The sequence below is a fragment of the Streptomyces sp. NPDC005931 genome, assembly GCF_042871235.1.
Lineage (GTDB): Bacteria > Actinomycetota > Actinomycetes > Streptomycetales > Streptomycetaceae > Streptomyces.
Genome location: NZ_JBIAIG010000001.1, coordinates 499,537 through 522,025, shown reverse-complemented (window position 1 = coordinate 522,025; position 22,489 = coordinate 499,537). Strand labels below are relative to the sequence as shown.

General features: G+C 74.8%; 21 protein-coding genes and 1 riboswitch. Of the genes, 6 read left to right on the top strand and 15 right to left on the bottom strand.

The window, feature by feature from the left end:
• Nucleotides 1-75: 75 nt before the first annotated feature.
• Together ACFYOV_RS02350 and ACFYOV_RS02345 are read right to left on the bottom strand one after the other, a co-directional pair.
• Nucleotides 76-1,716, bottom strand: a complete 1,641-nt coding sequence (locus tag ACFYOV_RS02350) for an alkaline phosphatase D family protein (RefSeq protein ID WP_389081745.1) — start codon at nucleotides 1,714-1,716, stop codon at nucleotides 76-78.
• A 67-nt stretch (nucleotides 1,717-1,783) separates the two neighbouring features.
• Nucleotides 1,784-2,428 carry an HNH endonuclease family protein gene (locus ACFYOV_RS02345; RefSeq protein WP_389081743.1) on the bottom strand — a complete coding sequence of 215 codons (645 nt, stop codon included), beginning with the start codon at nucleotides 2,426-2,428 and terminating at the stop codon, nucleotides 1,784-1,786.
• Nucleotides 2,429-2,835: 407 nt separating this feature from the next.
• Between ACFYOV_RS02345 and ACFYOV_RS02340 the strand changes: the two genes are divergently transcribed.
• Entirely contained in the window at nucleotides 2,836-3,417 is a 582-nt protein-coding gene (locus ACFYOV_RS02340; protein WP_389081741.1) for a TMEM165/GDT1 family protein, read from the top strand.
• A gap of 206 nt (nucleotides 3,418-3,623) precedes the next feature.
• Entirely contained in the window at nucleotides 3,624-4,313 is a 690-nt protein-coding gene (locus tag ACFYOV_RS02335; RefSeq protein WP_389081738.1) for an HAD-IA family hydrolase, read from the top strand.
• 455 nt (nucleotides 4,314-4,768) lie between these two features.
• On the opposite strand, the gene ACFYOV_RS02330 is transcribed toward ACFYOV_RS02335, so the two are convergent.
• The 3 genes from ACFYOV_RS02330 to ACFYOV_RS02320 form a co-directional block, all read right to left on the bottom strand.
• The gene (locus tag ACFYOV_RS02330; protein WP_389081736.1) at nucleotides 4,769-5,950 is read right to left on the bottom strand and encodes a peptidoglycan-binding protein; all 1,182 of its coding nucleotides are present in this window, start codon (nucleotides 5,948-5,950) and stop codon (nucleotides 4,769-4,771) included.
• A 278-nt stretch (nucleotides 5,951-6,228) separates the two neighbouring features.
• Entirely contained in the window at nucleotides 6,229-6,780 is a 552-nt protein-coding gene (locus tag ACFYOV_RS02325; RefSeq protein WP_389081734.1) for a GNAT family N-acetyltransferase, read from the bottom strand.
• Nucleotides 6,781-6,802: 22 nt separating this feature from the next.
• The gene (locus ACFYOV_RS02320) at nucleotides 6,803-7,429 is read right to left on the bottom strand and encodes a dihydrofolate reductase family protein (protein WP_389081732.1); all 627 of its coding nucleotides are present in this window, start codon (nucleotides 7,427-7,429) and stop codon (nucleotides 6,803-6,805) included.
• Between the two features lie 187 nt (nucleotides 7,430-7,616).
• On the opposite strand from ACFYOV_RS02320, the gene ACFYOV_RS02315 reads away from it, so the two are divergent.
• Together ACFYOV_RS02315 and ACFYOV_RS02310 are read left to right on the top strand one after the other, a co-directional pair.
• Nucleotides 7,617-8,267, top strand: a complete 651-nt coding sequence (locus ACFYOV_RS02315; RefSeq protein ID WP_389081729.1) for a hypothetical protein — start codon at nucleotides 7,617-7,619, stop codon at nucleotides 8,265-8,267.
• Between the two features lie 5 nt (nucleotides 8,268-8,272).
• Complete coding sequence (locus tag ACFYOV_RS02310) at nucleotides 8,273-8,929, top strand: hypothetical protein (protein ID WP_389081727.1); 657 nt, start codon at nucleotides 8,273-8,275, stop codon at nucleotides 8,927-8,929.
• Here the strand turns inward: ACFYOV_RS02310 and ACFYOV_RS02305 are convergent.
• Nucleotides 8,918-9,337 carry a DUF1992 domain-containing protein gene (locus tag ACFYOV_RS02305; protein WP_389081725.1) on the bottom strand — a complete coding sequence of 140 codons (420 nt, stop codon included), beginning with the start codon at nucleotides 9,335-9,337 and terminating at the stop codon, nucleotides 8,918-8,920. The genes ACFYOV_RS02310 and ACFYOV_RS02305 overlap by 12 nt on opposite strands.
• A gap of 141 nt (nucleotides 9,338-9,478) precedes the next feature.
• On the opposite strand from ACFYOV_RS02305, the gene ACFYOV_RS02300 reads away from it, so the two are divergent.
• Complete coding sequence (locus ACFYOV_RS02300; protein WP_389081722.1) at nucleotides 9,479-9,871, top strand: FHA domain-containing protein; 393 nt, start codon at nucleotides 9,479-9,481, stop codon at nucleotides 9,869-9,871.
• A gap of 15 nt (nucleotides 9,872-9,886) precedes the next feature.
• Here ACFYOV_RS02300 and ACFYOV_RS02295 read toward each other — a convergent pair whose 3' ends face one another.
• Nucleotides 9,887-10,558 carry an O-methyltransferase gene (locus tag ACFYOV_RS02295; protein ID WP_389081720.1) on the bottom strand — a complete coding sequence of 224 codons (672 nt, stop codon included), beginning with the start codon at nucleotides 10,556-10,558 and terminating at the stop codon, nucleotides 9,887-9,889.
• A gap of 584 nt (nucleotides 10,559-11,142) precedes the next feature.
• On the opposite strand from ACFYOV_RS02295, the gene ACFYOV_RS02290 reads away from it, so the two are divergent.
• Entirely contained in the window at nucleotides 11,143-13,200 is a 2,058-nt protein-coding gene (locus ACFYOV_RS02290) for a phosphatase PAP2 family protein (protein WP_389081718.1), read from the top strand.
• Here ACFYOV_RS02290 and ACFYOV_RS02285 read toward each other — a convergent pair.
• From ACFYOV_RS02285 to ACFYOV_RS02250, 8 genes are all read right to left on the bottom strand, one after another.
• Nucleotides 13,154-14,818 carry a hypothetical protein gene (locus ACFYOV_RS02285; protein WP_389081716.1) on the bottom strand — a complete coding sequence of 555 codons (1,665 nt, stop codon included), beginning with the start codon at nucleotides 14,816-14,818 and terminating at the stop codon, nucleotides 13,154-13,156. The two genes, ACFYOV_RS02290 and ACFYOV_RS02285, sit on opposite strands and share 47 nt — an antisense overlap.
• Before the next feature lie 106 nt (nucleotides 14,819-14,924).
• Nucleotides 14,925-15,338: a transglycosylase SLT domain-containing protein gene (locus ACFYOV_RS02280; protein WP_389081714.1), complete on the bottom strand. Its 414-nt coding sequence runs from the start codon at nucleotides 15,336-15,338 to the stop codon at nucleotides 14,925-14,927.
• A 340-nt stretch (nucleotides 15,339-15,678) separates the two neighbouring features.
• Nucleotides 15,679-16,509 carry an ECF transporter S component gene (locus ACFYOV_RS02275; RefSeq protein WP_389081712.1) on the bottom strand — a complete coding sequence of 277 codons (831 nt, stop codon included), beginning with the start codon at nucleotides 16,507-16,509 and terminating at the stop codon, nucleotides 15,679-15,681.
• Nucleotides 16,506-18,188, bottom strand: coding sequence for an ABC transporter ATP-binding protein (locus tag ACFYOV_RS02270; RefSeq protein WP_389081710.1), 1,683 nt, complete (start codon nucleotides 18,186-18,188; stop codon nucleotides 16,506-16,508). Before ACFYOV_RS02270 ends, ACFYOV_RS02275 begins: the two co-directional genes overlap by 4 nt.
• Nucleotides 18,185-19,303 carry an energy-coupling factor transporter transmembrane component T gene (locus ACFYOV_RS02265; RefSeq protein ID WP_389082430.1) on the bottom strand — a complete coding sequence of 373 codons (1,119 nt, stop codon included), beginning with the start codon at nucleotides 19,301-19,303 and terminating at the stop codon, nucleotides 18,185-18,187. The genes ACFYOV_RS02270 and ACFYOV_RS02265 overlap by 4 nt, the downstream gene beginning before the upstream one ends.
• A gap of 112 nt (nucleotides 19,304-19,415) precedes the next feature.
• Entirely contained in the window at nucleotides 19,416-20,072 is a 657-nt protein-coding gene (locus ACFYOV_RS02260; protein WP_389081708.1) for an SCO2322 family protein, read from the bottom strand.
• Entirely contained in the window at nucleotides 20,069-21,289 is a 1,221-nt protein-coding gene (locus ACFYOV_RS02255; RefSeq protein ID WP_389081706.1) for a prenyltransferase/squalene oxidase repeat-containing protein, read from the bottom strand. Before ACFYOV_RS02255 ends, ACFYOV_RS02260 begins: the two co-directional genes overlap by 4 nt.
• Nucleotides 21,290-21,417: 128 nt before the next feature.
• Nucleotides 21,418-21,490: riboswitch (cobalamin riboswitch) on the bottom strand.
• Between the two features lie 205 nt (nucleotides 21,491-21,695).
• Complete coding sequence (locus ACFYOV_RS02250; RefSeq protein WP_389081703.1) at nucleotides 21,696-22,325, bottom strand: TetR family transcriptional regulator; 630 nt, start codon at nucleotides 22,323-22,325, stop codon at nucleotides 21,696-21,698.
• Nucleotides 22,326-22,489: the final 164 nt, after the last annotated feature.

Sequence of the window (22,489 nt, the reverse complement as noted above, 5' to 3'; positions counted from 1 at the left end):
GCCCGTCCCGCCCTCAACGACGTGACGGACCCCACACCGTGTCAGGGTCCTGTTCGCAATGGGTTTTCGCGGTGCTCAGCGGCTCAACTCGGTCTCCGTCACCGTCCGCAGCCGTGCACCCTCCTCGCCCGCCACCGCGTGCTCCAGCCGCAGCATCGCCGAACGCCCGCGCATGGTCAGCGTCATGAGCTGGTTGCCGAACCAGGGCCCGCCCGTCCTGCGCCAGCCGACCGACGGCCGCCCGCAGCCGCCGTGCCGGGCGAAGGCGCGGCCCAGGAGGCGGGCGCTCGCGCTCCAGCCGAAGCGGAAGCCGAGCCTTATCGACAGCGGAATGGAGTTGTGCACCGGGGAGCAGGTCAGTTGCACCACGCGCGCGTCGGACGCGGCACCCGGCCGACCCGCCTCGGCCACATAGGCGTGGTGGACGTCCCCGGAGAGCACGCACACCGTCGCCGGGGCGTCCGGCCCCGTGCCGGCCTCCGCGATCAGGTCCGCGAGCGCGTCGAACGACTCGGGGAACGCCGCCCAGTGCTCCAGGTCCGCCCCGCGCCGCAGCCTCTCCCCGAGGCGCGCCCAGCGCGGGCCCTTGTCGCCGCGGCACAGCACGGAGCTCCACGCCTCGATGTCGTGCACCAGGTGGGGGAGCAGCCAGGGCAGGGACGTACCGATCAGGAGGTGGTCGTAGGAGCCCCGGTCGTCGAGCGCCTGTTCGCGGACCCAGGCCGCCTCGCCCGGGTCCAGCATGGAGCGACTGCCCTCCTCCAGGACGCGCGCGGCGCGGCTGTCCACCATCAGCACGCGGACCCGGCCGAAGTCGCGCCGGTAGCTCCAGCGCACGGAGGTCGCGTCGGCCTCGGCCCGGGCGGCGAAGGCGCGCAGCAGGTCGGTCGCGTCGGGGGTCTCCCGGACGGCGGCGTACAGCGCGTCGGCCGCCAGTTCCCGGGGTGAGAGGTTGCCGAGGTGCTGGTGCACCCAGTAGGACGTCAGGCCGCTGAGCACCCGCTCACGCCACCAGGAGGTGGCCCGCATGTCCTCGACCCAGGACGCGGAGGTGTTCCAGTCGTCGATCACGTCGTGGTCGTCGAAGATCATGCAGGTGGGGAGGGTGGACAGCAGCCAGCGCACCTGGGGGTCGAGCCAGGACTCGTAGTAGAGGTGGGTGTACTCCTCGTAGTCCGCCACCTGGCTGCCGGGTGGGTCGCCCAGGTCGCGGCGGGCGGCCAGCCAGGCGCGGGTGGCGTCGGAGGTCTCGTCGGCGTACACCTGGTCGCCCAGCAGGAGCAGGACGTCGGGCCGCTCCCCGCCGGGGTCGGCGGCGATGCGGGCGGCGAGGGTGTCCAGCGCGTCGGGGCCCACCGGGTCGTGCTCGCCGGTGGGCGGGGCGGCCCAGCGGCAGGAGCCGAAGGCGACGCGCACGGTGTCGCCGCCGGGGGTGGGGATGACGGAGGGCGGCAGGGAGGGGTAGGGGTCCTCGGGCAGCGGCCATACGCGGGTGCCGTCGAGGAACACCTCGTAGGGCGTCGCCGTGCCCGGCGTCAGGCCGGTGACCGGGACCAGGGCGTAGTGGTGCCCGGCGACCTGGAAGGTGCCGGCGCTGCCGCCGGCCCCGCCCGGGCAGCGCACCTCGGTGGTGCCGGGGCGGGCGGTCTCGACCCAGATGGTCGCGGACGTGCCGTCGACGTACCTGAGCAGTGGCCCGAGGCGCAGTCCGGTCATGGTGACCCCTTCCTCCGTCGCCCCGTACGGTACGGAACGACGGAGGTCAGCGGGGAGATTTCCGCACTCAGCAGTTCGCGAGGTGGCTCTGGAGCGCGGACTTCTCGGCCGAGTCGACGGACAGGCCGTAGTAGTACTTCACCTGCACCCAGGCACGGACGTAGGTGCAGCGGTAGGCCGTGCGCGAGGGCATCCAGGTCGCCGGATCCTGGTCGCCCTTGGCCTGGTTCACGTTGTCGGTGACCGCGAGGAGCTGAGGGCGCGTCAGGTCGTTGGCGAAGGCCTGGCGGCGCGAGGTGGTCCAGGAGTCGGCGCCGGAGTCCCAGGCCTCGGCGAGCGGCACCAGGTGGTCGATGTCGACGTCGGAGGCGGCGTACCAGGTGGCGCCGTCGTAGGGGGAGTACCAGCTGCCGCTGGTGGCGTAACAGGAGGAGTCCGTCTGCACGTTGGCGCCGTCGCGCTTGAGGACGGTCTCGCGGGTGTTGCAGGAGCCGCTGATGGTGATCCAGTGGGGGAACAGGTCCCGGCTGTAGCCGGTGCGGTCCTCGGTGGCCACGGTGAGCGTGGCGAGGTAGCTGCGGGCGGTGGCGCCGCTGATCGGCGTGGGCAGCGCGGCCGAGGCGCTCGGGCCGTTGAACAGCCCGACGGAGGCTATGAAGGCGGTGATCGCCGCGACCGTGCCGAGTCGTCGACGCGCGTAGAATCTGTTCATGTGTGAACTTCCTTGTGGGATGGGGGCGTTGGGAAGATGAGCAGGGGAATACTCACCACGCCGAGTTGCGGACGGGTGTGTCCTCGGTAAGAAGGTAGTGACGTGTGCATGACACGTCTATGCCGGGGCGGGGGCGCACGGGTGTCCACCGGTGCGTTCGGGGCTCGCGTACCATGGGGGGCGCAGAAGGGGAGTAGCCCTTCGCCGGACCGTCGACATACTGCTCAGCCCGCCTGAGCCGGCGCCCGGAGGCGGACCCCGTACCCGCGGGGTCGGCCGGCGAGACCTTCGGCAAAGCAGTGCACGCCCGTGCCGTACGGCACGGGTCCCGTGTGTGCTGCCGCGCCGAGGTGTCCCGTGGATCGCACAACACTCTCGGTGGGGCGGCCCCGACCGATTGAGGAACCGTGATCAGCCTGACCGTGACGGCCGTCGTCTTCGGCGTCGTCTTCCTCGCCGAACTGCCGGACAAGACCGCGCTCGCCGGCCTCGTCCTCGGCACCCGCTACCGCGCCTCCTACGTCTTCGCCGGCGTCGCCGCCGCCTTCACGCTGCACGTGGCGCTCGCGGTGGCGGCCGGAAGCGTGCTGACGCTGCTGCCGCAGCAGATCGTGCACGCGCTCACGGGTGTGCTCTTCCTGGGCGGCGCGGCGATGCTGCTGTTCAAGAAGGACGAGGACGAGGAGGAGGTCCGCAAGCCCGAGAACCAGTCCTTCTGGAAGGTCTCCGGTGCCGGATTCATGCTCATCCTGGTGGCCGAGTTCGGTGATCTGACGCAGATCATGACGGCCAACCTCGCCGCTCGTTACGACGACCCGCTCTCCGTCGGCCTGGGTGCGGTGCTGGCCCTGTGGTCGGTGGCCGCGCTCGGCATCGTCGGCGGAAAGGCGCTGATGAAGAAGGTGCCGCTGCGGCTGATCACCCAGATCGCGGCGCTGCTGATGCTGGGCCTCGGGGTGTGGAGCCTGTGGGAGGCGGTCACCGCGTGATGCCGCCCGCCGGGGCGGGCGCGGGCCGGCGGATGGTGAACGGTCGGCGAAAACCGGCGCCTGCGGTGGCGCGAGGACCGGTTTGTTTTGTACCGTGGATGAACAAAGTGGCTCCCGCCCGTTTTCCCTGACCGGCGGGCGGGGCCGCCTTGTTCCGCCCGGGCCCCGCGCCCGGCCCGCCTCCCCTCCGCGCCCTGGAGCTGCCGATGACGGCCACCGCCGTACTCACCGCCCGCGCCCTCCTGCTGGACATGGACGGCACCCTCGTCAACTCCGACGCCTCCGTCGAGCGCGTCTGGCGGCGCTGGGCCGACCACCACGGGCTGGACGGGGACGAGGTCATGAAGGTGGTGCACGGCCGCCAGGGATACGCCTCGATGGCCCTGCTGCTGCCCGGCCGGCCCATGGCGCAGAACCACGCGGACAACGCCCGCATGCTCGCCGAGGAGACGGCGGACACCGACGGCGTCGTCGAGATCCCCGGGGCGCGTGCGTTCCTCGCCTCGCTCGCGGGCCTGCCGCACGCGCTCGTGACCTCCGCCGACGTCGCGCTGTCCACCGCGCGGATGGCCGCCGCCGGGCTGGACCTGCCCGAGGTGCGGATCACCGCGGAGTCCGTCGGCGCGAGCAAGCCGGACCCCGAGGGCTTCCTCAAGGGTGCGGCGGAACTGGGCGTCGCCCCCGAGGACTGCGTGGTGTTCGAGGACTCCGGCGCGGGCATCGCCGCGGGGCGCGCGGCCGGGATGAAGGTCGTGGGGATCGGGCCGCGGGCCGCCGTCCACGCACCGGACGTGGTCGTGCGCGACCTGACCCGGGTGCGCGTGGAGGCGGCGGACGACGGGACGATCCGGCTGTCCGTCACAGAGGGCGAGGACCCGGACGCGCAGCGCCGGTGAGGCCCGGGGGCCCGCACGCGAAGCGGCGGCCGTCGCGGCTTCCGGGCTCCGTCACGGCCCCCGCGCTCCCGTTGCGACTCCCGTGCTCCGCACTCCCCGCACGGCTTCCGCACCGCCGACTGCGGCTCCCGGGCTCCGACTTACGGCTTCCGCGTGCGGCCAGAGGCACCCGCGCCGCCGCCTGCGGCTCCCGAGCCCCGGCTGGGCTCCCGGGCTTCGGCTGCGGCTCCCCTGGCTCCGCCTGCGGCTTCCGCGTTTCCGGCTGACGGCGCCCGCGTCGTCGGCTGCGGCTCCCGTGGCCAGGGCTGCGGTTCCCGGGCTCCGGCTGCGGCTTCCGCGTGCGGCCAGAGGCACCCGCGCCGCCGCCTGCGGCTCCCGAGCCCCGGCTGGGCCCCCGGGCTTCGGCTGCGGCTCCCGGGTCTCCGGCCAACGGCGCCCGCGCCGCCCGCCGCCGGCTACGGCTCCCGCGTCTCCGACTCCAGGCGGGAGCGGGTCTCCGGGCCGTAGACGCCGAGCTCGTCGCCCCGTACGCCGCGGGACCACTGGTAGTTGCGCAGGGCGTCCTCGACGGGAGGTGTGAAGTTGCCGTTGATCTCGTCGTTGTAGAGGTACAGCTGCCGCAGCCGGTGCTGGAGTTCGGCCACCTCGCCACCCCGGTCCCCGCGCCGCAGCACGGGGCCGGAGTCCTCACGCCCCTCGTCGGACTGCGCGGGGGTGCCGGTGGGCACGGAGGTCGTCGGTGTGTCGGACGGCTCGGCGGTCGCCGAAGGGCTCGGGGAGGCGCTGGACGCCGAGGAGGACGGCGAGGCCGACGGGCTCGCGCTCGCGGACGGCGAGGCCGAGGAGGAGGCGGACGCCGACGCGGTGGGCGACGCGCTCGCCGAGGGCACCGCGGAGGGCACGACCGACGCGGGGTCCGGGACGCGGGCCCTGATGTCGTCCGGCAGCGCGCTGTCGCGTGACGGCGTCTCGTAGGCGAACAGCCCGCTCGCCAGCCCGGCCGCTCCCATCACCGCGACGACGGCCCCGGCGGTCACCAGCAACGCGGCACGCCGTCGGCGGCGCGACGGCCCCCCGCCGGTCCCGTCGCCGCCGCCCGCCCCCGTCTGCGGCGCGGCGGGACCCGTCCCGGCCGGGCGCGCGGCCTCGAACAGGTGCAGATCGGTGTCGCTCGGCCGGGCCGCCGAGGGCGCCAGCGGTGTGGGCAGCACGGAGGTGGCGTCCTCGGCACCGGATGTCCCGGGGACCGGGTCCGGGGCTCCCGGTCCGCCCGGTGCGACGGCGCGCAGGGGCACGGTGGCGTCGGCCGCCTGCGCGGGGCCCCGGGCGCCGGGCGACCGCGGGGTCTGCCCGGCAGGGCCCGGCTCGGTCAGTGAACAGCCCCCGTCCGCGGGGTCGTTGACGTGTTCACCACGCGCCTCGGGGGCCGCGTCGGCCGGCGTGCGCCCCCTGCGGCCCCTCAGTTCGACGTACGGCCGGATCCGCAGCGGGTCGAAGTCCTCGGCCGCCGCCGCCTCGGCCGTGCGGGCGTCGCGCAGGGCGTCGGACGCGCGCAGAGCACAGGTGCAGGAGGGAGTGTTGTCCCGGTTCCTGGGCGCACCGCACTCCGGGCACGGCATCCCGTTCGGCTGTTCCACGCTGCGTCCCCCCTCACGAACTCCAGAGATTATGCAGATCATCTCCACACCCCGGTCCGGGCGCCCCCGGAATGTGGACTTCCGCGGGGACCCAACAGGCCATACCGGGTCACACCGATCACGATGGTGGGGACACGGAAGCACGGGAGGTCTTCACGGCCGGGGACGCGCACGGCATGACGGAGCGGCAGGAGACGGCGGGCGGTGGGGTGAGTCACTGGGGGTGCCGGGGTGCCCAACGGGTGCCGCGTGCGCATCGTGCGAGCGGGGCTGTGGGCTCACCTCGGCCGTGCGGCTCCGCGCGGTGACACCGGGCCCCGCCCCCGGCCGGCCGCCGGCCGGGTGAGGGGCTTGGTGAACCAGTGCTCGGCGTGCGGGTCGTCGTTGTGGCGGGCGGTCTCCGTGTAGCCGAGACGTGCGTACAGGGCGCGGGCCTCCACGAGATCGCCGCGGGTGTCGAGGATCATCCGGGTGGCGCCGGACGCGTGGGCCGCCTCCTCGGCGGCCCGCACCAGCAGCGCCGCGCCGCCCTTGCCGCGCAGCCCCGCGTACAGGAACACCCGGGTCAGCTCCGCGGTCGACTCGTCCAGCAGCCGGATGCCCGCGCTGCCCGCCGGCTCGCCCGCGTACCGCGCCACCAGCAGCAGGCCCCGGGGCGGCGCCAGGTCGGTGCCGGGCCGGGCGGCGATCTCGCGCTCCAGTTCCGCCGGGTCGGTGCGGCGTCCCTCGTGCAGCAGGTACCAGCGGTCGCTGACCTCCGTGTAGTAGGCCCGCCACAGGGCGGCGGCCACGGGGGAGTCGTACGGTTCCGGGGCGACGGTCCAGGTCATGACCGCATTCTGCGGGCAGCCGTCACCGGGTGCGCAACCGAATATGCGTGGCGCCGGTCCCGTCCAACACCTGCGTCCTGCGCCACTCCACGGGCGTGCCCGCAGGCCCGTCCAGCGGCCCGTCGAACAGCCGCCGCCCGCCGCCCAGCAGCACGGGCACGATGTGCAGCAGCAGCTCGTCGAGCCAACCGGCCCGGACGAACTGCCGCACGAGGTCCGCCCCGCCCGCCAGCGACACGTCCCGGTCGCCCGCCGCCGCCCGGGCGAGGGCCAGCGCCCGCTCGGGGCCCCCGGTGACGAAGTGGAAGGCGGTGCCGCCCTCCTTCACCAGCGTCTCGCGCGGATGGTGGGTGACGACGTGGACGGGCATGTGGAACGGAGGGTTGTCGCCCCACGGCTCCTCGCCGCAGACGTACATGGTGTGGCCCATCACGACGGCGCCGGGCCGGGCCGTCCACTCGGCGACCAGCTCGTCCTCCGGACCGCCCGCGCCACCGTCGAGGCCGTGCGCCGCCCGCCACGACCGCAGCCCGTACACCCACTCGTGCAGCCGCTCCCCACCGACGCCGAGGGGGTGTGCGCGCCCCGGGTCGGGCCCGGTGACATACCCGTCGAGCGACATGGACAGCTGGGCGACGACCTCGCTCATGACGACCTCCTGGATCGATCGGGGCGCTTCTGCGCACCTTCACCCTTGCGTCGACCGGGCGGGGCGCGGATCGACACGCCGGGTCCGGCGCATCCGGGGGCCGTTTGGCGGTGGGACTGCGGGCAACCCGTATCGGCAGGCCGGCTTGCGAGGAGAGCCGGTTGGGCCCAGACTCCGGAAGGCACCCATGTCCACAGGCCTGATCATTGCTTTGATCGTGATTGTTGCGGTCGTTGTCGTCGCGGCCGTTCTGACCCTGCGTGCCCGTGGCCCGCGGCACGGCACGAACCTGAAGCGGCGCTTCGGGCCCGAGTACGACCGGGCCGTCGCCCGGCACGACGGCGACACCAAGGCGGCCGAGCGTGAGCTCACCGAACGCGTGGAGCGCCACGGCGACCTTCGGGCACGGCCGCTGGAGCCCGCCGAGCGGGAGCAGTACGAGGCACGCTGGACGGCCGTGCAGGAGCGGTTCGTCGACTCGCCGCAGGACGCGGTGGCCGAGGCGGACCGGTTGATCGCCGAGGTGGCCGGCGCCCGGGGCTTCCCCGACGGCGGGCGCTACGAGGAGCAGCTCGCCGCGCTGTCGGTGCACCACGCCCACCACGTCGAGGGCTACCGGCGCGTGCACCGCGTGGCGCAGGCGCACGCTGACGGCGCGGGGACCGAGGAGATGCGCGAGGCCATGGTCGACGCCCGCGCCCTGTTCGAGGATCTGGTCCAGCCGTCCCACCACGAGGGCGGACGGCACCGCGCCGTCACGACGGACGGCGAACGCCGGAAGTCCGGGCGCGGGCACGCGCCGTCGCTCTTCCACCGGCACCAGGCGAAGGAGAGTTGAGCCGCATGTCCGACCTGACCCGGCGCACCGGCGACGAACTGCCCCCCGAGCGCGACCGCACCGCCGCCGACGCACCCGACATCGGCACCGGCACCGGCACCGGCACCGGCACCGGCATCGGCACCGGTACCGGCCCCTCCGGCTCCGGCGACGGCACCCGCGCCTTCGGTAGGCGCGAGCCGGCCCCCGGGACCGGCGGCACCGCCCCCGGCACCGGTGGCGAGGAGCCCCGGTCGGCCGCACAGCCGCAGCCGGCCGGCGCCCGCGCCACGGGCGGCGACCCCACCGGCACCCCGGGCGCCGCCGACACCGTGGCCACCGGGGACATGCCGGTCGGTCACGAGCCCCGCCACGACGGCACGGGCACCGGCATCGGCTCCCGCCTCCTGTCCCACGACGACACCGACAAGCTCGCCGCGCAGTTGCAGCACGCGGTGGCCGGGTTCGTCGACGCGCCGCGCGATGCCGTGGAGGAGGCCGATCACGTGCTCCAGGAGATCACCGCGCGCTTCGCCGACGCGGTGACCGAGCGGCGCCGCACCCTGCGCCGCTCCTGGCAGGCGGCCGGTGCGGGCGGGGCCGCCGCAGCGACCGACACCGAGCAGCTGCGCCTGGCCCTGCGGGACTACCGCGAGCTGGCGGAGCGGCTGCTACAGGTCTGACCCGCCCGCCGCCCGGCGTTCCCGCCACTGCCGTACGACGTCCTCGACGTCGTACGGCTTCCTGCCCAGCGGGGGGCCGGGCGGCGGCTTGAACATCATGTCGCGGATCTTGGCGTTGATGTCCGTGAGGATCTTCCGGACCACCCGCTCCGAGGGCGCCGCGTAGGCCGCCGCCAGCGCGTCCTCGGCCTCCTTGCGCAGGGCCAGCGCCGGCGGCAGCATCGAGATCCCCTCGCGGGCCATCTTCCGCTTGACCCACCACAGTTCGTCGTACGTGGCCTCGACCTCGCGGGGCAGCGGCTTGCCCACCCCCGGCAACCGCTCGAACTCGCCCCGTGCCGCCGCGTCCCGGATCTGCTTCTCCGCCCAGGTTCCGAAGTCGACGCCGGGCGGCTTCCGCTCGGTCATGCAGCCATTGTGCCGGACGCCGCACGGCCGGGCGATTTATCATGCGGCGGCAGCGAGTCGAACCGGCCGCCGCTCAAGGCCGTTCCGGCCGACGGGTCCGGGTGTCGCTCGGCCCGCCAGGACGTCTCAGGAGGAGCGCACGTGCTCGAACTCACCATGGCCGCCGTGTCCGCGGCGGAAGCGGGTGCCACGGCCGGCATGCTCATGGCCGACGCGCCCAGCGAGCCGGGTGCCGTGCTGCGGGTGGGCCGGGACCGGTCGGCGTGCCGGCTCGCGACGCCGGACGACTGGCTGTTCGTCTCGCGGGTCCACCTGGAGTTCCGGTGCGGCCAGGACGGCACCTGGCAGCTGACCTGGCTGCGGGGTTCGCTGCCCGAGCCGTCCTCCGAGGTCCGACTGAGCCTCGGGGACTACGCCCACCCGGTCCCGTACGGCGGGACCGTGCCGCTGCCCCGGGGCGGCAGCGGCGAGGTCGTCATCCTGGACCGCGCCGCCCCGCGCAGCGTCAACGTGGGTTTCTACCACGAGGTGTGAGTCCCGCGGCCGGCCTCACTCCAGGACGCGGGCCAGTGCGAATCCGTCGTAGCCCTTGGTGCCGACGGTCTGCACCGCCGTGCCGCTGAGCCGCGGGTGTGCGGAGATCAGGTCGAGGGCGGCGCGGGTGCCCACCACGTCGGGGTCGGTGTTGTCGGGGTCCGCGACCCGGCCGCCCCGGACCACGTTGTCGAGCACGATCAGGCTGCCGGTGCTGGTGAGCTTCAGGGCCCACTCCACGTAGCGCGCGTTGTTGGCCTTGTCGGCGTCGATGAAGACCAGGTCGAACGGCGGCGGGTTCTCGTCGGCCAGGCCGGGCAGCGACTCCAGGGCGGCGCCCACCCGCACCTCGACGATCCTGTCCAGGCCCGCGCGGGCGATGTTGCGGGTGGCGACCTCGGCGTGCCAGGGGTCGTACTCCAGGGTGATCAGCCGCCCGTCGGCCGGGAGGGCGCGCGCCAGCCAGATGGTGCTGTAGCCGCCGAGCGTGCCGATCTCCAGGACGTGGCGGGCTCCCTGCATCTGCGCGAGCAACTGGAGCAGCTTGCCCTGGTTGGGCGCGACGGCGATGGGCGGGAGACCGGCGGCCGTGCTGTCGCGCAGGGCGGCCGCCAGGGCCTCGTCGTCGGGCGCGAGGCGGGCGGCGAAGTAGTCGTCCACCTCGTGCCAGAGCTGCGACTCGCTCATGCACCTGTACCTTCCGTCGGGCCGGTCAGGCTCTCAACTGGCGTCGCCAACGAAGATAGTGGCGCGCCGGTCGCCCGACAGGGAATTCCCGCCGACCCCGAGCGTGTCCGGTCCGGGGCTCCCCACTCGGTCGCGGAGCCGTCCCTGGTCCCGGTCCCGGTCGCGGTCACGGTCGCGGCGCCGCCCCCGCCACCGGTCGCGGTGCTGGTCCCGGTCCCGGTCACGGTCGTGGGCCGGTCTCCCGCCCCGCCTCCGGCGCCGGGGCGAACCGGGCAGCGGGCGTCCCGCCGACTCGGGCACGCGCCACACCGCGCACCCGCGATCACGGCCGCCGCCGTCATGGGGCAGGCGCGCAGGGCCCGGTCCGCAGTCCTCGGCCGCGTCTTTCTGCGAGTCATCTCGCGTCCGCGACGGGCAACCGGGCCCCTCGCGGACTATCGTCATTCGGACAAAAGCGGGACGGACGACAGGTGAAGCAGGGGTTGCCTGCGTCTTCGTACGGGGGGTGCGGGCCGCACGGGTCCGTTGAGTGATCCCCCGCACGCACAACGTGGGGAACGACCGGGGTGGGAGGCCGACGAGGCGTGGTGAATGCGGAGCACAGCGGGCGACCGGGGGAAGCACTGGGTGCGACGGCCGTCGGCGGCACCGGGGCGCGCCTTCGCGCGGCCCGCCTCGGACTGTGGCTGCTCGCCGCCGTCCTCGCCGTACGGCAGGTGGCCGTCGTCCTGGGCAGCCCGCGCGGGGAACGGCTGACCGATCTGGAGACCTGGGTCGGGCCCGAGGGTGTGCTGCACGTCAACGGCTCGCTCTACGACTCCACCCGGTTCACCGGCACCCCCTTCGGCGGGCTCGTCCTCAAACCCCTGACCCGGTCGGCCGAACAGGCCCTCGGCTGGGGCTGGACCTTCGGCACGCTGCTGCTGGTGGTCGCCCTCGGCCTGGTCGCCGTGCGGGCCCTGCCCCGGCCGGTCGGGCGGCGCACCGCGCTGCTGGCCGCGCCGATCGCCGTCAGCCTGCTGATGCTGTCCCTGCCGGTGCGCAACACCCTCTGGCTCGGCCAGACCAGCGTCGTCCCGGTCCTCCTGGTCCTGGTCGGCTGCTTCGTCGCGCGCGGACAGCGCACCTGCGGCGTCCTGATCGGCGCGGCCGCCGCCCTCCAGCCCACCCTGCTGCTGTTCGCTCCGCTGCTGTGGCTCACCGGCCGCCGCCCGGCCGCCCTCAGTACGGGCGTCACCTTCGCCACGAGCACCGCCCTCGCCTGGGCCGCGATGCCGCGCGACTCCCACACCTACTGGGTGCACCACATGGCCGGCGTCGGCCTCGGCGGCCGGGCCGACGGCCTCGCCAACCAGTCCCTGCACGGCGCCCTGCTGCGGCTCGGCCTCGAAGGGCCGCTCGAGATCGGCCTGTTCCTGCTGCTCGGCGCGGCCGTCGCGGCACTCGGCCTGCGCCGGGCCGTGCGCTACGCGCACGACGGGCAGATGCTCCTCGCGGTCGCCGTCACGGGCTGCGCCGTCGTCGTCGTCTCCCCGACCGCCTGGCAGCACCAACTGCTGTGGATGCTGCTCACCGTCGTCGGCCGGGTCGGCAGCCGCGCCTCCGACCGGCCGGTGTGGCCCGTCACCGTCGTCCTGGTGATGACGCTGCCCGCCAAGATGATGCTGCCGAACGTGGAATTCCTGTACCCCGTGCGGGACAACGTCGTGCTGCTCGCCGCGTTCGCCGCCGCCACCTTCGTACCGTTCCTCTCCACCACCTCGCCGTACTTCGACAGGCCGGTCCCGACCCGGTACGCCCCACCGGTCCCGGCCCGCTTCCCGCACGTCCCGCTGGTGCCGTTCCTGCGCCGGGTGCTGACCCGTCCCAACCTCCTGCTGGAACTGCTGCTGATCCGCGTCACCTACGCCGCCTACTCCAAGGTGCGGCTGGCGGCCACCGGCGGCAGCAACTCGGCCGGCCGGGCGCGGGCCGAGGAGCACGGGCACCAGATCCTCGACCTCGAGCGCGTGCTCCGGCTGGACATCGAGTACGCCGTCAACCACGCCGTGGTGAAGGTCGGCTGGCTGCGGGACTTCTTCGACTTCTACTACACGTCGTTCCACTTCGCCGTCCCGCTGACCGTGCTCGGCCTGCTGTACTGGCGCCGCCCCGTCGACTACCGCTGGGCCCGCGCCGCTCTCGGCTTCACCACGCTGCTCGCCCTGGTCGGCTTCTGGCTCTACCCGCTGGCCCCGCCGCGTCTGATGCCGACGCTCGGCATCATCGACACGGTCCACGGCGTGCAGGACTTCTCCGAGCCGGACTACGGCACCCTCACCGCCCTCACCAACCAGTACGCCGCGATGCCGTCGCTGCACTTCGGCTGGTCGCTGTGGTGCGGTCTGATCGTCGCGATCATCGCGCCGAGGACCTGGATGAAGGCGCTGGGCCTGCTCCACCCGCTGTGCACGGCCGCCGCGATCGTGGCGACCGGAAACCACTGGGTGCTGGACGCGGTGGGCGGCGCGATCGTCGTGGGCGCCGGCTTCGGGCTGGCGTACCTGTTCCAGGGGCCGCGCGCCCGCGCGGTCACGGCGACCGTCGCCACCGAGGTCAGCAGCGGCCCGGTGGTACGGGAGAAGGACCGTACTCCGAGCTGATCCGGTACTCGCCGGGCGCGGACACCGTGAGCCGGGTGAACCCGCCCGCGCGGGAGAGACATCCGCCGTCGGCCCGCAGCCAGGGCGAGTACGCGATCCGCACGGTCACCGGACCCGGCCGGGACACCCGCAGGACGAGGTCGGCGCGGGAGGTCCGTACGACGGTCCCCGGCGCGGAGACGAGCGGCACGGCGTCCCGTACGCGGAAGACCTGCCAGTGGGCGTCCCGCCAGACGGGGACGAGCCACTCGGGACGGTCGTCGCGCACCAGCCGGGCCTCCGCCGCGGCGTACCCGTCGGGCCTCGCACGGGGCAGCACGACGAACCCGACCGCCCACCGGTCCAGCCACGCGCGGTAGGTCGCCGCGGAGAACGAACCGTCGTAGAACAGCCGGGCCCGCTCCATGTCGAGCTGACGGTTCCACCCCCGCGCGAGCGGCACGTGCGGGGCCAGCGCGACGGCCTCGCGGTGATTGCGTGCGGGCACGACCTCGACGCGGGTGCGGTCCGCGCCGAGCCCGTGGAGGGCACGCACGACCCCATGGGTGTTCGCGGCCCATGCGGGCACGGCCGTGGAGACCGTCAGGTCGTCGGCGGTCTTCTGCCCCGTCCAGCCGACGGAGAAGACCAGGACGGCGACGAGGAGGCCGCGGCGCAGGGCGCGCAGGCCGGGCTGGGCGAGGAGGGCGACGAGGAGGACGACCGGTGCGGCGTACTCGGCGAACCGCTCGATGTTCGTGCCGACGGGGGAGGGGACGAGGTAGGCGAGCACGGTCCCCGCGGCGTAGACGACCCCGCTCCACCGTGCCACGCGCCAGGCGGGCGGGGCCAGCGCGGTGACGGCCAGGCCCAGCAGCACGGGCGGCCATATGCGGCCCGCCGGCATGAGCTGCTCGCCGTCGAAGGGGAACAGCAGGCTGGTCGCCCCCACCACGGCGGCGGGCGGGAGCAGCAGGACGAGCGCGCGGGCCGGCCGCCGGTCGAGCAGGAAACCGGCCCCGACGACGGCGAGGAACAGCCCGGCGACCGGCGACGCCATGGTGGCGAGGGCGGCGTACCCGGCGGTGAGCACCAGCCGCTTCCGGCCGGTGAGGAAGAGGCAGGCGGCCAGCCCGAAGGCGACCCCGAGGGCGAACGTGGTCCGCCCGGAGGCGACGTTGCACCACAGGCCGAGGGAGGCGAGGAGAGCGGGGCCGAGGGGTCTTCGCACCGGGCTCCGCTGGACGAGGACGGCAGCGAGCCACGCGCCGGCGACCCCGGAGAGCACGGTGACCGTCCGGACCCCGAGGGCGGCCATGAGGTACGGCGAGAGCACGCTGTAGTTGGCGGTGTGCATCCCGCCGTACCAGAAGAGGCCGTACGCGGAGTCCCCGTGCCGTGCGGCGAACCCGGCCCACGCGTACTGGGCGGCGAGGTCCCCGCCGCCGGTGGCGAGGAACGCCCACCACACGGCGTAGAGGGGGAGCGTCGACAGCGTGGCCAGCAGGGGGACGCGATGACGTCGGTACAGCTGGCGGAGGGGGTGGTTCCGCCGAGTGGCCGTGTCCGCGCGCTGGATCAGGGTGAGTTCGGCAGGGGGCACGGTTGCGTAGACGTGGAACGGGGCGGCGGCGTTCATCGCGGGGCGGGCGGGTTGGCGGCCCGGCCGGTGCCCGGGTACGGCGAAGGCGGCGGCCCCGGGGATCAGGGGGCCGCCGCCTTCGGTACGGGGGGTGGGGCCGGGATCAGTACCAGCCGTTGGACTGCCAGAAGTTCCAGGCGCCGCAGGGGCTGCCGTAACGGTCCTTCATGTAGTCCAGGCCCCACTCGATCTGGGTGGCGGGGTTGGTGCGCCAGTCGGCACCGGCCGAGGCCATCTTGGAGGCGGGGAGAGCCTGGACCAGGCCGTAGGCGCCGCTGGAGGCGTTGGTGGCGTTGACGTCCCAGTTGCTCTCGTGCTGCACGATCTTCGAGAAGCACTGGTACTGGGCCGAGTTGCCGATCATCTTCTTCGCGGTCGCCTGGGCCGAGGCGGCCCCCGTGGTGGCGGCCTGTGCGGGCGCGGCGATCAGCGTGCCGCAGGCAGCGGCGGCGAGGGCGGCACCGGCGAGGGCCTTCTTCGGGGTGGCGAGGGTGCGGAGGAGGGAAGCGGCGGACACGGGCGGCCTTTCGGTCGGGAGCGGTGGGGTCGCGGCAGGCCCTTGCCGCGTCCTGGGCGGCGGGGCATACGTAGGCGCCGCGGCCCCGGGGGGCACGTCGGCGCCTGGCGACGCGTCCCACGGAAACAGGTCCGGAGTGTGTCCGCAAAGACCCCTTTTACTAGCCCTGGTCGCATTCGGGGGTTCCCGCCCGTTCCGGAGCCGGGGATGGAGACGCAGGTCAGGACGGCGGACCCGGGGTCGAGGGGCGGGGTGCGCGGCTACGGTCGCGCTTCGTACGTGATCCAGGTCATGTGGGGTGCTTCACCCTCGTCGCCACGGACCGCGTACGACCGCCCACTCAGGGGTGCGGACCGAAGGTGACGGGCGCCTCGAAAGCCGCCCTCCGGGTGGCCCGGCGCAGTGCCTTGAGGACCGGGGCGCCGAGGGCCAGGGTCAGCACGACGGTGAGCAGGGCCCGACCGAGGTCCCAGCCGAGGGAGGTGGCCAGGCAGTACGCCAGGAAACGGACCAGGTTCGCGGGCACCTCCGCCTCCGGGTCGAAGGCGATGTTCGAGGCGAGGCGGTTCATGAAGGGCCAGCCCTGCATGTTCATCACCGTGCCGTAGACGAACGCGGCGAGAAATCCGTACGCCGCCAGCATCAGTACCTCGGCACGGCCCCGCAGGCGGTCGGCGCCGGGGAGCAGGCCCGCGCCCATCGCGAACCAGCCCATCGCCAGCATCTGGAACGGCATCCACGGTCCGACCCCGCCGGTGAGCAGCGCGGAGGCGAACATCGTCACCGAGCCGAGCACGAAGCCGAAGCCGGGGCCCAGGACCCGGCCGCTGAGGACCATGAGGAAGAACATGGGTTCCAGACCGGCCGTCCCGGCGCCGATGGGGCGCAGGGCCGCTCCGGTCGCGGCGAGGACGCCCAGCATCGCCACCGCCTTGGGACCGAGCCCCGACTCCGCGATCGTCGCCCCCATGACCGCGACCAGCAGCACCAGCAGGCCCGCGAAGAGCCACGGCGCGTCCTGGGCGTGGGCGTTGACCGTGGAGGCGGGCGGGGCGAGGAAGGGCCAGCCGAAACCGGCCACGCCCACCGCGCTCACCAGGACGAGTGCCGTCAGCGAGCGGGGGCCGAGGCGGACCGGCCGGGCCTGGCGCTGGACACCGGTGCCGGTCATGACAGTGCCTCCCGTACCTGGGTGACCGTGAGCCACGGGCGCGGCGCCAGGATCTTCGCCACCTGCGGCGCGAAGGACGGGGACGCCACGACCACCTCCGCCGCCGGGCCGTCGGCGATCACCTCTCCCTCGGCCAGCAGCACCACGCGGTCGGCGAGCTCCGCGGCCAGTTCCACGTCGTGCGTGGCCAGGACGATCGCGTGGCCCTCGGCGGCCAGCCCGCGCAGGACGGTGACCAGACGGGCCTTGGCCGCGTAGTCCAGCCCGCGGGTCGGCTCGTCCAGCAGGAGCAGGGGCGGGCGGGCGGCCAGGACGACCGCCAGGGCCAGGGTCAGCCGCTGGCCCTCGGACAGGTCCCGGGGGTGGGTGTCGTCCGCCACCCCCGGCAGCAGCTCGCAGAGCAGCGCGCGGCACGTGCCCGGCTCGGCCTCGGCGTCCCGGTCGGCGGCGGCGCACTCCGCGGCGACCGTGTCGGCGCAGAGCAGGTCGCGGGGTTCCTGCGGGACCAGGCCGACGCGGCGCACGAGGTCACGGGGGCGGGTGCGGTGGGGCACCGCGTCGCCGGTGCGGACGGTTCCGGAGACGGGTTCGACGAGGCCGACCAGGGCGCCCAGCAGGGTGGACTTCCCGGCGCCGTTGCGGCCCATGAGGGCGACGGTCTCCCCCGCGGTGACGGTCAGGTCGACGTGGCGCAGGGCCTGGACACGGCCCCGGCGGACGGCGAGGGAGCGTGCCTCGGCCACGGGGGGAGGGGTGGCGGTCGTGCGGTCGCCCGCGGTGCGGCGGAGGAGCCGGGTGCGGGTGCGGGTGGGGGCGGGGGTGGCCGGGGGGCCGGGCAGGGGCCGCCGTGCCGGCGGTGCCGCGTCGGCGAGTCGTTCGCGCAGGGCGGCCGCCCGGCGGCGGGCGTCGCGGACCGTCAGCGGCAGCGGGGACCAGCCCGCCAGCCGGCCCAGGTCCACGACCGGCGGGAAGACGGGGGAGACGGCCATCACCTCGGCCGGGGGGCCGAGCAGCGGGGGCTCGCCCGGGCCCGGGAGCAGGACCACCTGGTCGGCGTACTGGACGACGCGCTCCAGACGGTGCTCGGCCATGAGCACCGTCGTGCCGAGGTCGTGGACCAGACGCTGCAGCACCGCGAGCACCTCCTCGGCCGCCGCCGGGTCCAGCGCGGAGGTCGGCTCGTCCAGGACCAGCACCCGGGGGTGCGGGGTGAGGACGGAGCCGATCGCGACGCGCTGCTGCTGGCCGCCGGAGAGGGTGGACAGGGGACGGTCGCGCAGTCCGGCCAGGCCCAGCAGGTCCAGGGTCTCCTCGACCCGGCGGCGCATCACGTCCGGCGGCAGGCCCAGCGACTCCATGCCGTACGCGAGTTCGTCCTCCACGGTGTCGGTCACGAAGTGGGAGAGCGGGTCCTGGCCCACCGTGCCCACCACGTCGGCCAGTTCGCGCGGCTCGTGGGTGCGGGTGTCGCGCCCGGCCACCGTGACCCGGCCGCGCAGGGTGCCGCCGGTGAAGTGCGGGACCAGGCCGCCGACCGCGCCCAGGACGGTGGACTTGCCGACGCCCGACGGGCCCGCCAGCAGGACCAGTTCACCCTCGGGGACCTCGAAGTCGACGTCGCGCACGCAGGGTTCGGCGGCGCCGTCGTAGGTCACCGAGACGTTCTCGAAGCGGATCACGACGGCTCCTCGCGGCGGTCGTCGGGTGCGGGTGTGACGAAGGCGGGCAGCAGGCCGATCAGCACCGCCGCCGCGGGCCACAGGGGGAGCATGGGCGCGACCAGCGGTACCACGCCGGGGCGCAGCGCCGCCGGATCGCGCGTGGCGGCCACGGTCAGCAGGGCCGCGACCGCCGCGCCGGAGCCGGCGACCAGCCAGGCGCGGGCGTCCCACCGGTCCGGACGGTACCGGGTGCGCACGGTGCGCCGGCCGCCCAGCCACAGACCCGCGAGGGCGGCGGCGAGCCCGGCGAGCAGGACGGGCAGGCCGTAGGTGCCCCCCGCCGCGGTGAGCAGCCCGTACGTGCCGGCGCAGACGCCGAGCAGCCCGCCGAGGGTGAGAGCGGCGGTGGTGCGGCGCACGCGGGCGGGGACCTCGGCGGTACGGCCGTAGCCGCGGGCGTCCATCGCGGCGGCGAGGGCCACGGAACGCTCCAACGCGCCCTCCAGGACCGGAAGTCCCACCTGCAGCAGGCCGCGGACGCCCCGGTCGGGGCGTCCGCGCAGCCGACGGGCGGCGCGCAGGCGCTGGACGTCGGCGATGAGGTTCGGGGCGAAGCTCAGCGCCACGACGACGGCCACCCCCATCTCGTACAGGGCGCCGGGCAGCGACTTCAGCAGCCGGGAGGGGTTGGCGAGCGCGTTCGCGGCGCCGACGCAGATGAGCAGCGCGGCCAGCCGCAGGGCGTCGTAGAGGGCGAAGGCGAGGCCCTCCGCGGTGACCCGGCCGCCGAGGCGGATGCCCTGTGCCCAGCCGGGGAGCGGCACCTCGGGCAGCTCGACGAGTACGTGGGTGCCGGGAATGGGCGAGCCGAGGACGACCGCGAACAGCAGCCGGACGACGAGGACGGCGAGCGCGAGCTTGACGAACGCGCCGTAGGAGCGGGCCCAGGGGGCGTCCGGGCGGCGGGTGGCGACGACGTACGCCGACACGGTTACCAGGAGACCGAGCAGCAGGGGGTTGGTGGTGCGGGTGGCCGCGGTGCCGAGGGCGAGGGCCCACAGCCACCAGGCGCCGGGGTGGAGCGGGGTGCCGGTCCGCCGCCCGGTGGCGGGGGCGCCGGGCGGCACCGGCACCCGCGCGGTGCCGGTGCCGGTGCGGTGCCGCGGTCGGGCGCCGCCGAAGCCCCACCGCAGGATCGGGCCGGCGCCGGCCCGCGCGCCCCCGGCGGGACCCGCGGGGCACCCCCTAACCACGACGGCGTACCTGCCAGGCCGCCGCCGCGCCCAGGGCCGCCACCGCGGCGATCCCGGCGAACAGACCCAGGGACGGGCCGCCGCCGGAGGAGTCCGGCGCGCTGTCCCCCCGCTGCCGCTCCTGCTTTCCGGGAACGGGCTCGCGGTCGCCGGGGACCCGCTCGCCGCAGCCCTTCGCCGGATAACCGGCGATCGCGCACAGCAGGGCGTCGGAGCCGTAGCGCAGGGGCCCGGCAACGGAGGCCAGGGCCTCGGCCGTCGTGGCGTCCTCGGGCACCCGCGCGCAGGCCGTGCGGCCGGCGGGCGGGGTCTCGCCGGACGGCGCGTCGGCGGGCGTGCCGAAGTCGAGGACCAGGGCCACGCGCTTGGTGCCGTCCTTCGCCGGGGTCTTCGCGCAGACGGCGTCGAAGCCGGCGGTCCCCCGGGGCCGCGCCGCGTCGGCGGAGTCCTCGCTGACCGAGAAGCGGAAGCCCTGGACGTCGCCGTCCGCGGGGCGGGCGGTGGACGGGCCCTGGGTGGCGTACGTCCACGAGCCGCCGTCGCGCTCCCAGAAGGACCAGTAGCGGTAGCCGGCGGCCTCCGCCCGGCCCGCGCCCGCCGTCAACGGCAGGAGCGCGGCCAGGAACAGCACGACCATCCGTCGGGTCACGGCTGCTGCCTCTTGGCGCGGCCGCTGATCAGGAAGCCGATGCCGATGCCCGCGACCAGGAAGACGCCGACGTACCACCAGACGCCGAAGCCGGAGTCGTCCTTCTCCTCCTCGTCGGCCCGCACCGCCTCGCCGCCCTTCGCGGCCGTCCCGGCCGGGCCGGTCGCGGTGAGCTGCCGCACCAGGTCGGTGCCGCCGAAGTCGCGCGGGTCGGCGCCGGTCGCGCGGGCGGCGAGGATCAGCTGGGCGTAAGCGGCGGGGCCGCTCTGCGCCGCCCAGTCGGCGGAGTTCCTCTCCAGCCAGGCCAGGGACTTCTCCGCCGGCCCGGTGGCACCCAGGGCGGCGAGCGCGACCACCGCGTCGGCGGTGTTGCCGTGGTCGGGCTGGTCCTCGGAGCCGGGGAGCGCCGAGGTGAGGTGGCCGTCCTCGGCGAGCGCCTTCGTGAGGTACGCGGCGCCGTTGGCCGCGGCCCGCGCGGGCGTGCCGGCCTTCTCGCACCCTGCGGCTGCCGCACCGGCCTTGCCCGGCTCGGCCACCAGGCCCTTGCCGAGGGAGCCGAGCACGCCTGCTGCCGTGGCGTCCGCGTTGGCCGCGAGCCCGCCCTTCTTGTCCGGCTGGAAGGCGAAGGCGCCCGCGCCGTCGCCGACGCACGGCAGCGCCAGCTTCAGCAGGGCGTCATAGGGCGACTTGCCGCCCTTCCTGACTCCGGCCGGCTTCTCGCCCACCGCGGCCAGCGCGCCGACGACGACGGAGGTGGAGTTGGCGTCACTGGCGCCACCCGCCAGGTAGCCCCAGCCGCCGTCCTTGTTCTGCACGGACTTCAGCCAGGCGACGGCCTTGCCGGTCACGGCGTCGTGCCCGCCGAGCGCGGCGAGGGCCTGCACGGCGGCGGCGGTCTGGTTGGTGTCCACCATCGTCTTGGCGTCGCACGGCACGGTGGTGTCGGCGCGGTAGGGGGCGAAGGAGCCGTCGGCGCACTGCTGTCCGGTCAGCCAGCCGACGGCGGAGCGGGGCGGCTTCACGCCCACCGCGTCCTGCGCGAGGAGGGCGAGCGACTGGCGCCACACGCCGTCGTACTGCGGGTCGCCGTCGCCGTACAGGGCGGACGGGAGCGCCCGGGACGGCGACGGGGACGGGGACGAGTCGGCGGCGGCCGGTGCGGCGGCGCCGAACACGGCGACGGCGGCCAGGACCGCTGCGCTGCGGCGGACGTTCATGACGGGTGGATGCCTCTCCCTGCAGGGAGTCGGGCAGCTCGGGACACCCCGGCGGCTCGGCTCCGTATACCTCGACGGTGCCGTGCTCCGGCGCGCGCCGGGCACGTGAGCCGGTCACGAACCGTGTGGGGCAGTCCGGCTCACCGCCCGGGCGGGCGGCTCACGGTTGCGGGTCAGCGCCGGAATTGCACCGGCTTCCCCCCGTACGGGTGTGATGACGACGCGGTCACTCTACCCGCCCGTAGGGAGGTGCTCCGGGGGCCACTTGGGGCCCCTGCCGGGGTGAATCCCGGGCGGCGTCGAGGAGTTGCCGCGCGTCGGGAAGCGGAAGCCGGCGGTGTGAAACGGCTCACGCCGCCGCGGGAGTCGCGGTGCGGGCCGGCCGGCCGGGCCTCGGCAGTGCCCGCTACGGGTCGCCCCGGTCCGGGTCCGTCAGGTCGATCAGCCGGCACGCCGTCTCGATGTCGACCCTGACCTGGGCGATGGACGCACGGCCGGAGAGCCAGGTGATCAGCGCCGAGTGCCAGGTGTGCTCGATGACGCGGACCGCCGAGAGCTGGTCCGCGGTGGGGTCCTCGAGACCCATGGCGTCCAGGATGATCGCCGTGGTCTGGCGGGAGACCTGGTCGACCTCCGGGCTCACGCTGCGGTCCGCGAACGTCAGGGCGCGGACCATCGCGTCGGCCAGGTGCGGTTCGCGCTGGAGTGCCCGGAACGCCCGCATCAGGGTCCCGGCGACCCGCTCGGCCGCCGTCTCGCCGGCCGGTGGTTTCCTCCGCAGCGTGGTGTGCAGGTGCTCGAGCTGGTCCTGCATGGTGGCGACCAGGAGATGGATCTTGGACGGGAAGTAGCGGTAGAGGGTGCCGAGCGCCACCTGGGAGGACTCCGCGACCTCGCGCATCTGCACCGCGTCGAAACCGCCGCGGCCGGCCAGCTGGGCGGTCGCGTGCAGGATGCGGCGCCGACGTGCCTCCTGCCGCTCGGTGAGCGGGGAGGCCGGGGAAGGTGCCTTGTGGCTGCTGGCTTCCGCAGGCATGGGTCCCGTTCCGTGACAGTCGGTGAGGGTGGATGACCGGACAGCATGGCACGCCGCCCGCCGTGGCGTGAATCACCTGATCCACTGCTCACAGCACCCCTACCTGCCGGTAGATTCGGATGCTCCTGAACGATCAACTCTGAAACTTGTTCTACATTAGCGTC

Excerpts from the sequence above, each read along its gene's own strand:
- ACFYOV_RS02350 (WP_389081745.1), bottom strand. The coding sequence starts at position 1,716 with ATGACCGGACTGCGCCTCGGGCCACTGCTCAGGTACGTCGACGGCACG.
- ACFYOV_RS02345 (WP_389081743.1), bottom strand. The coding sequence starts at position 2,428 with ATGAACAGATTCTACGCGCGTCGACGACTCGGCACGGTCGCGGCGATC.
- ACFYOV_RS02335 (WP_389081738.1), top strand. The coding sequence starts at position 3,624 with ATGACGGCCACCGCCGTACTCACCGCCCGCGCCCTCCTGCTGGACATG.
- ACFYOV_RS02325 (WP_389081734.1), bottom strand. The coding sequence starts at position 6,780 with ATGACCTGGACCGTCGCCCCGGAACCGTACGACTCCCCCGTGGCCGCC.
- ACFYOV_RS02320 (WP_389081732.1), bottom strand. The coding sequence starts at position 7,429 with ATGAGCGAGGTCGTCGCCCAGCTGTCCATGTCGCTCGACGGGTATGTC.
- ACFYOV_RS02315 (WP_389081729.1), top strand. The coding sequence starts at position 7,617 with ATGTCCACAGGCCTGATCATTGCTTTGATCGTGATTGTTGCGGTCGTT.
- ACFYOV_RS02310 (WP_389081727.1), top strand. The coding sequence starts at position 8,273 with ATGTCCGACCTGACCCGGCGCACCGGCGACGAACTGCCCCCCGAGCGC.
- ACFYOV_RS02305 (WP_389081725.1), bottom strand. The coding sequence starts at position 9,337 with ATGACCGAGCGGAAGCCGCCCGGCGTCGACTTCGGAACCTGGGCGGAG.
- ACFYOV_RS02295 (WP_389081720.1), bottom strand. The coding sequence starts at position 10,558 with ATGAGCGAGTCGCAGCTCTGGCACGAGGTGGACGACTACTTCGCCGCC.
- ACFYOV_RS02285 (WP_389081716.1), bottom strand. The coding sequence starts at position 14,818 with ATGAACGCCGCCGCCCCGTTCCACGTCTACGCAACCGTGCCCCCTGCC.
- ACFYOV_RS02275 (WP_389081712.1), bottom strand. The coding sequence starts at position 16,509 with ATGACCGGCACCGGTGTCCAGCGCCAGGCCCGGCCGGTCCGCCTCGGC.
- ACFYOV_RS02255 (WP_389081706.1), bottom strand. The coding sequence starts at position 21,289 with ATGAACGTCCGCCGCAGCGCAGCGGTCCTGGCCGCCGTCGCCGTGTTC.
- ACFYOV_RS02250 (WP_389081703.1), bottom strand. The coding sequence starts at position 22,325 with ATGCCTGCGGAAGCCAGCAGCCACAAGGCACCTTCCCCGGCCTCCCCG.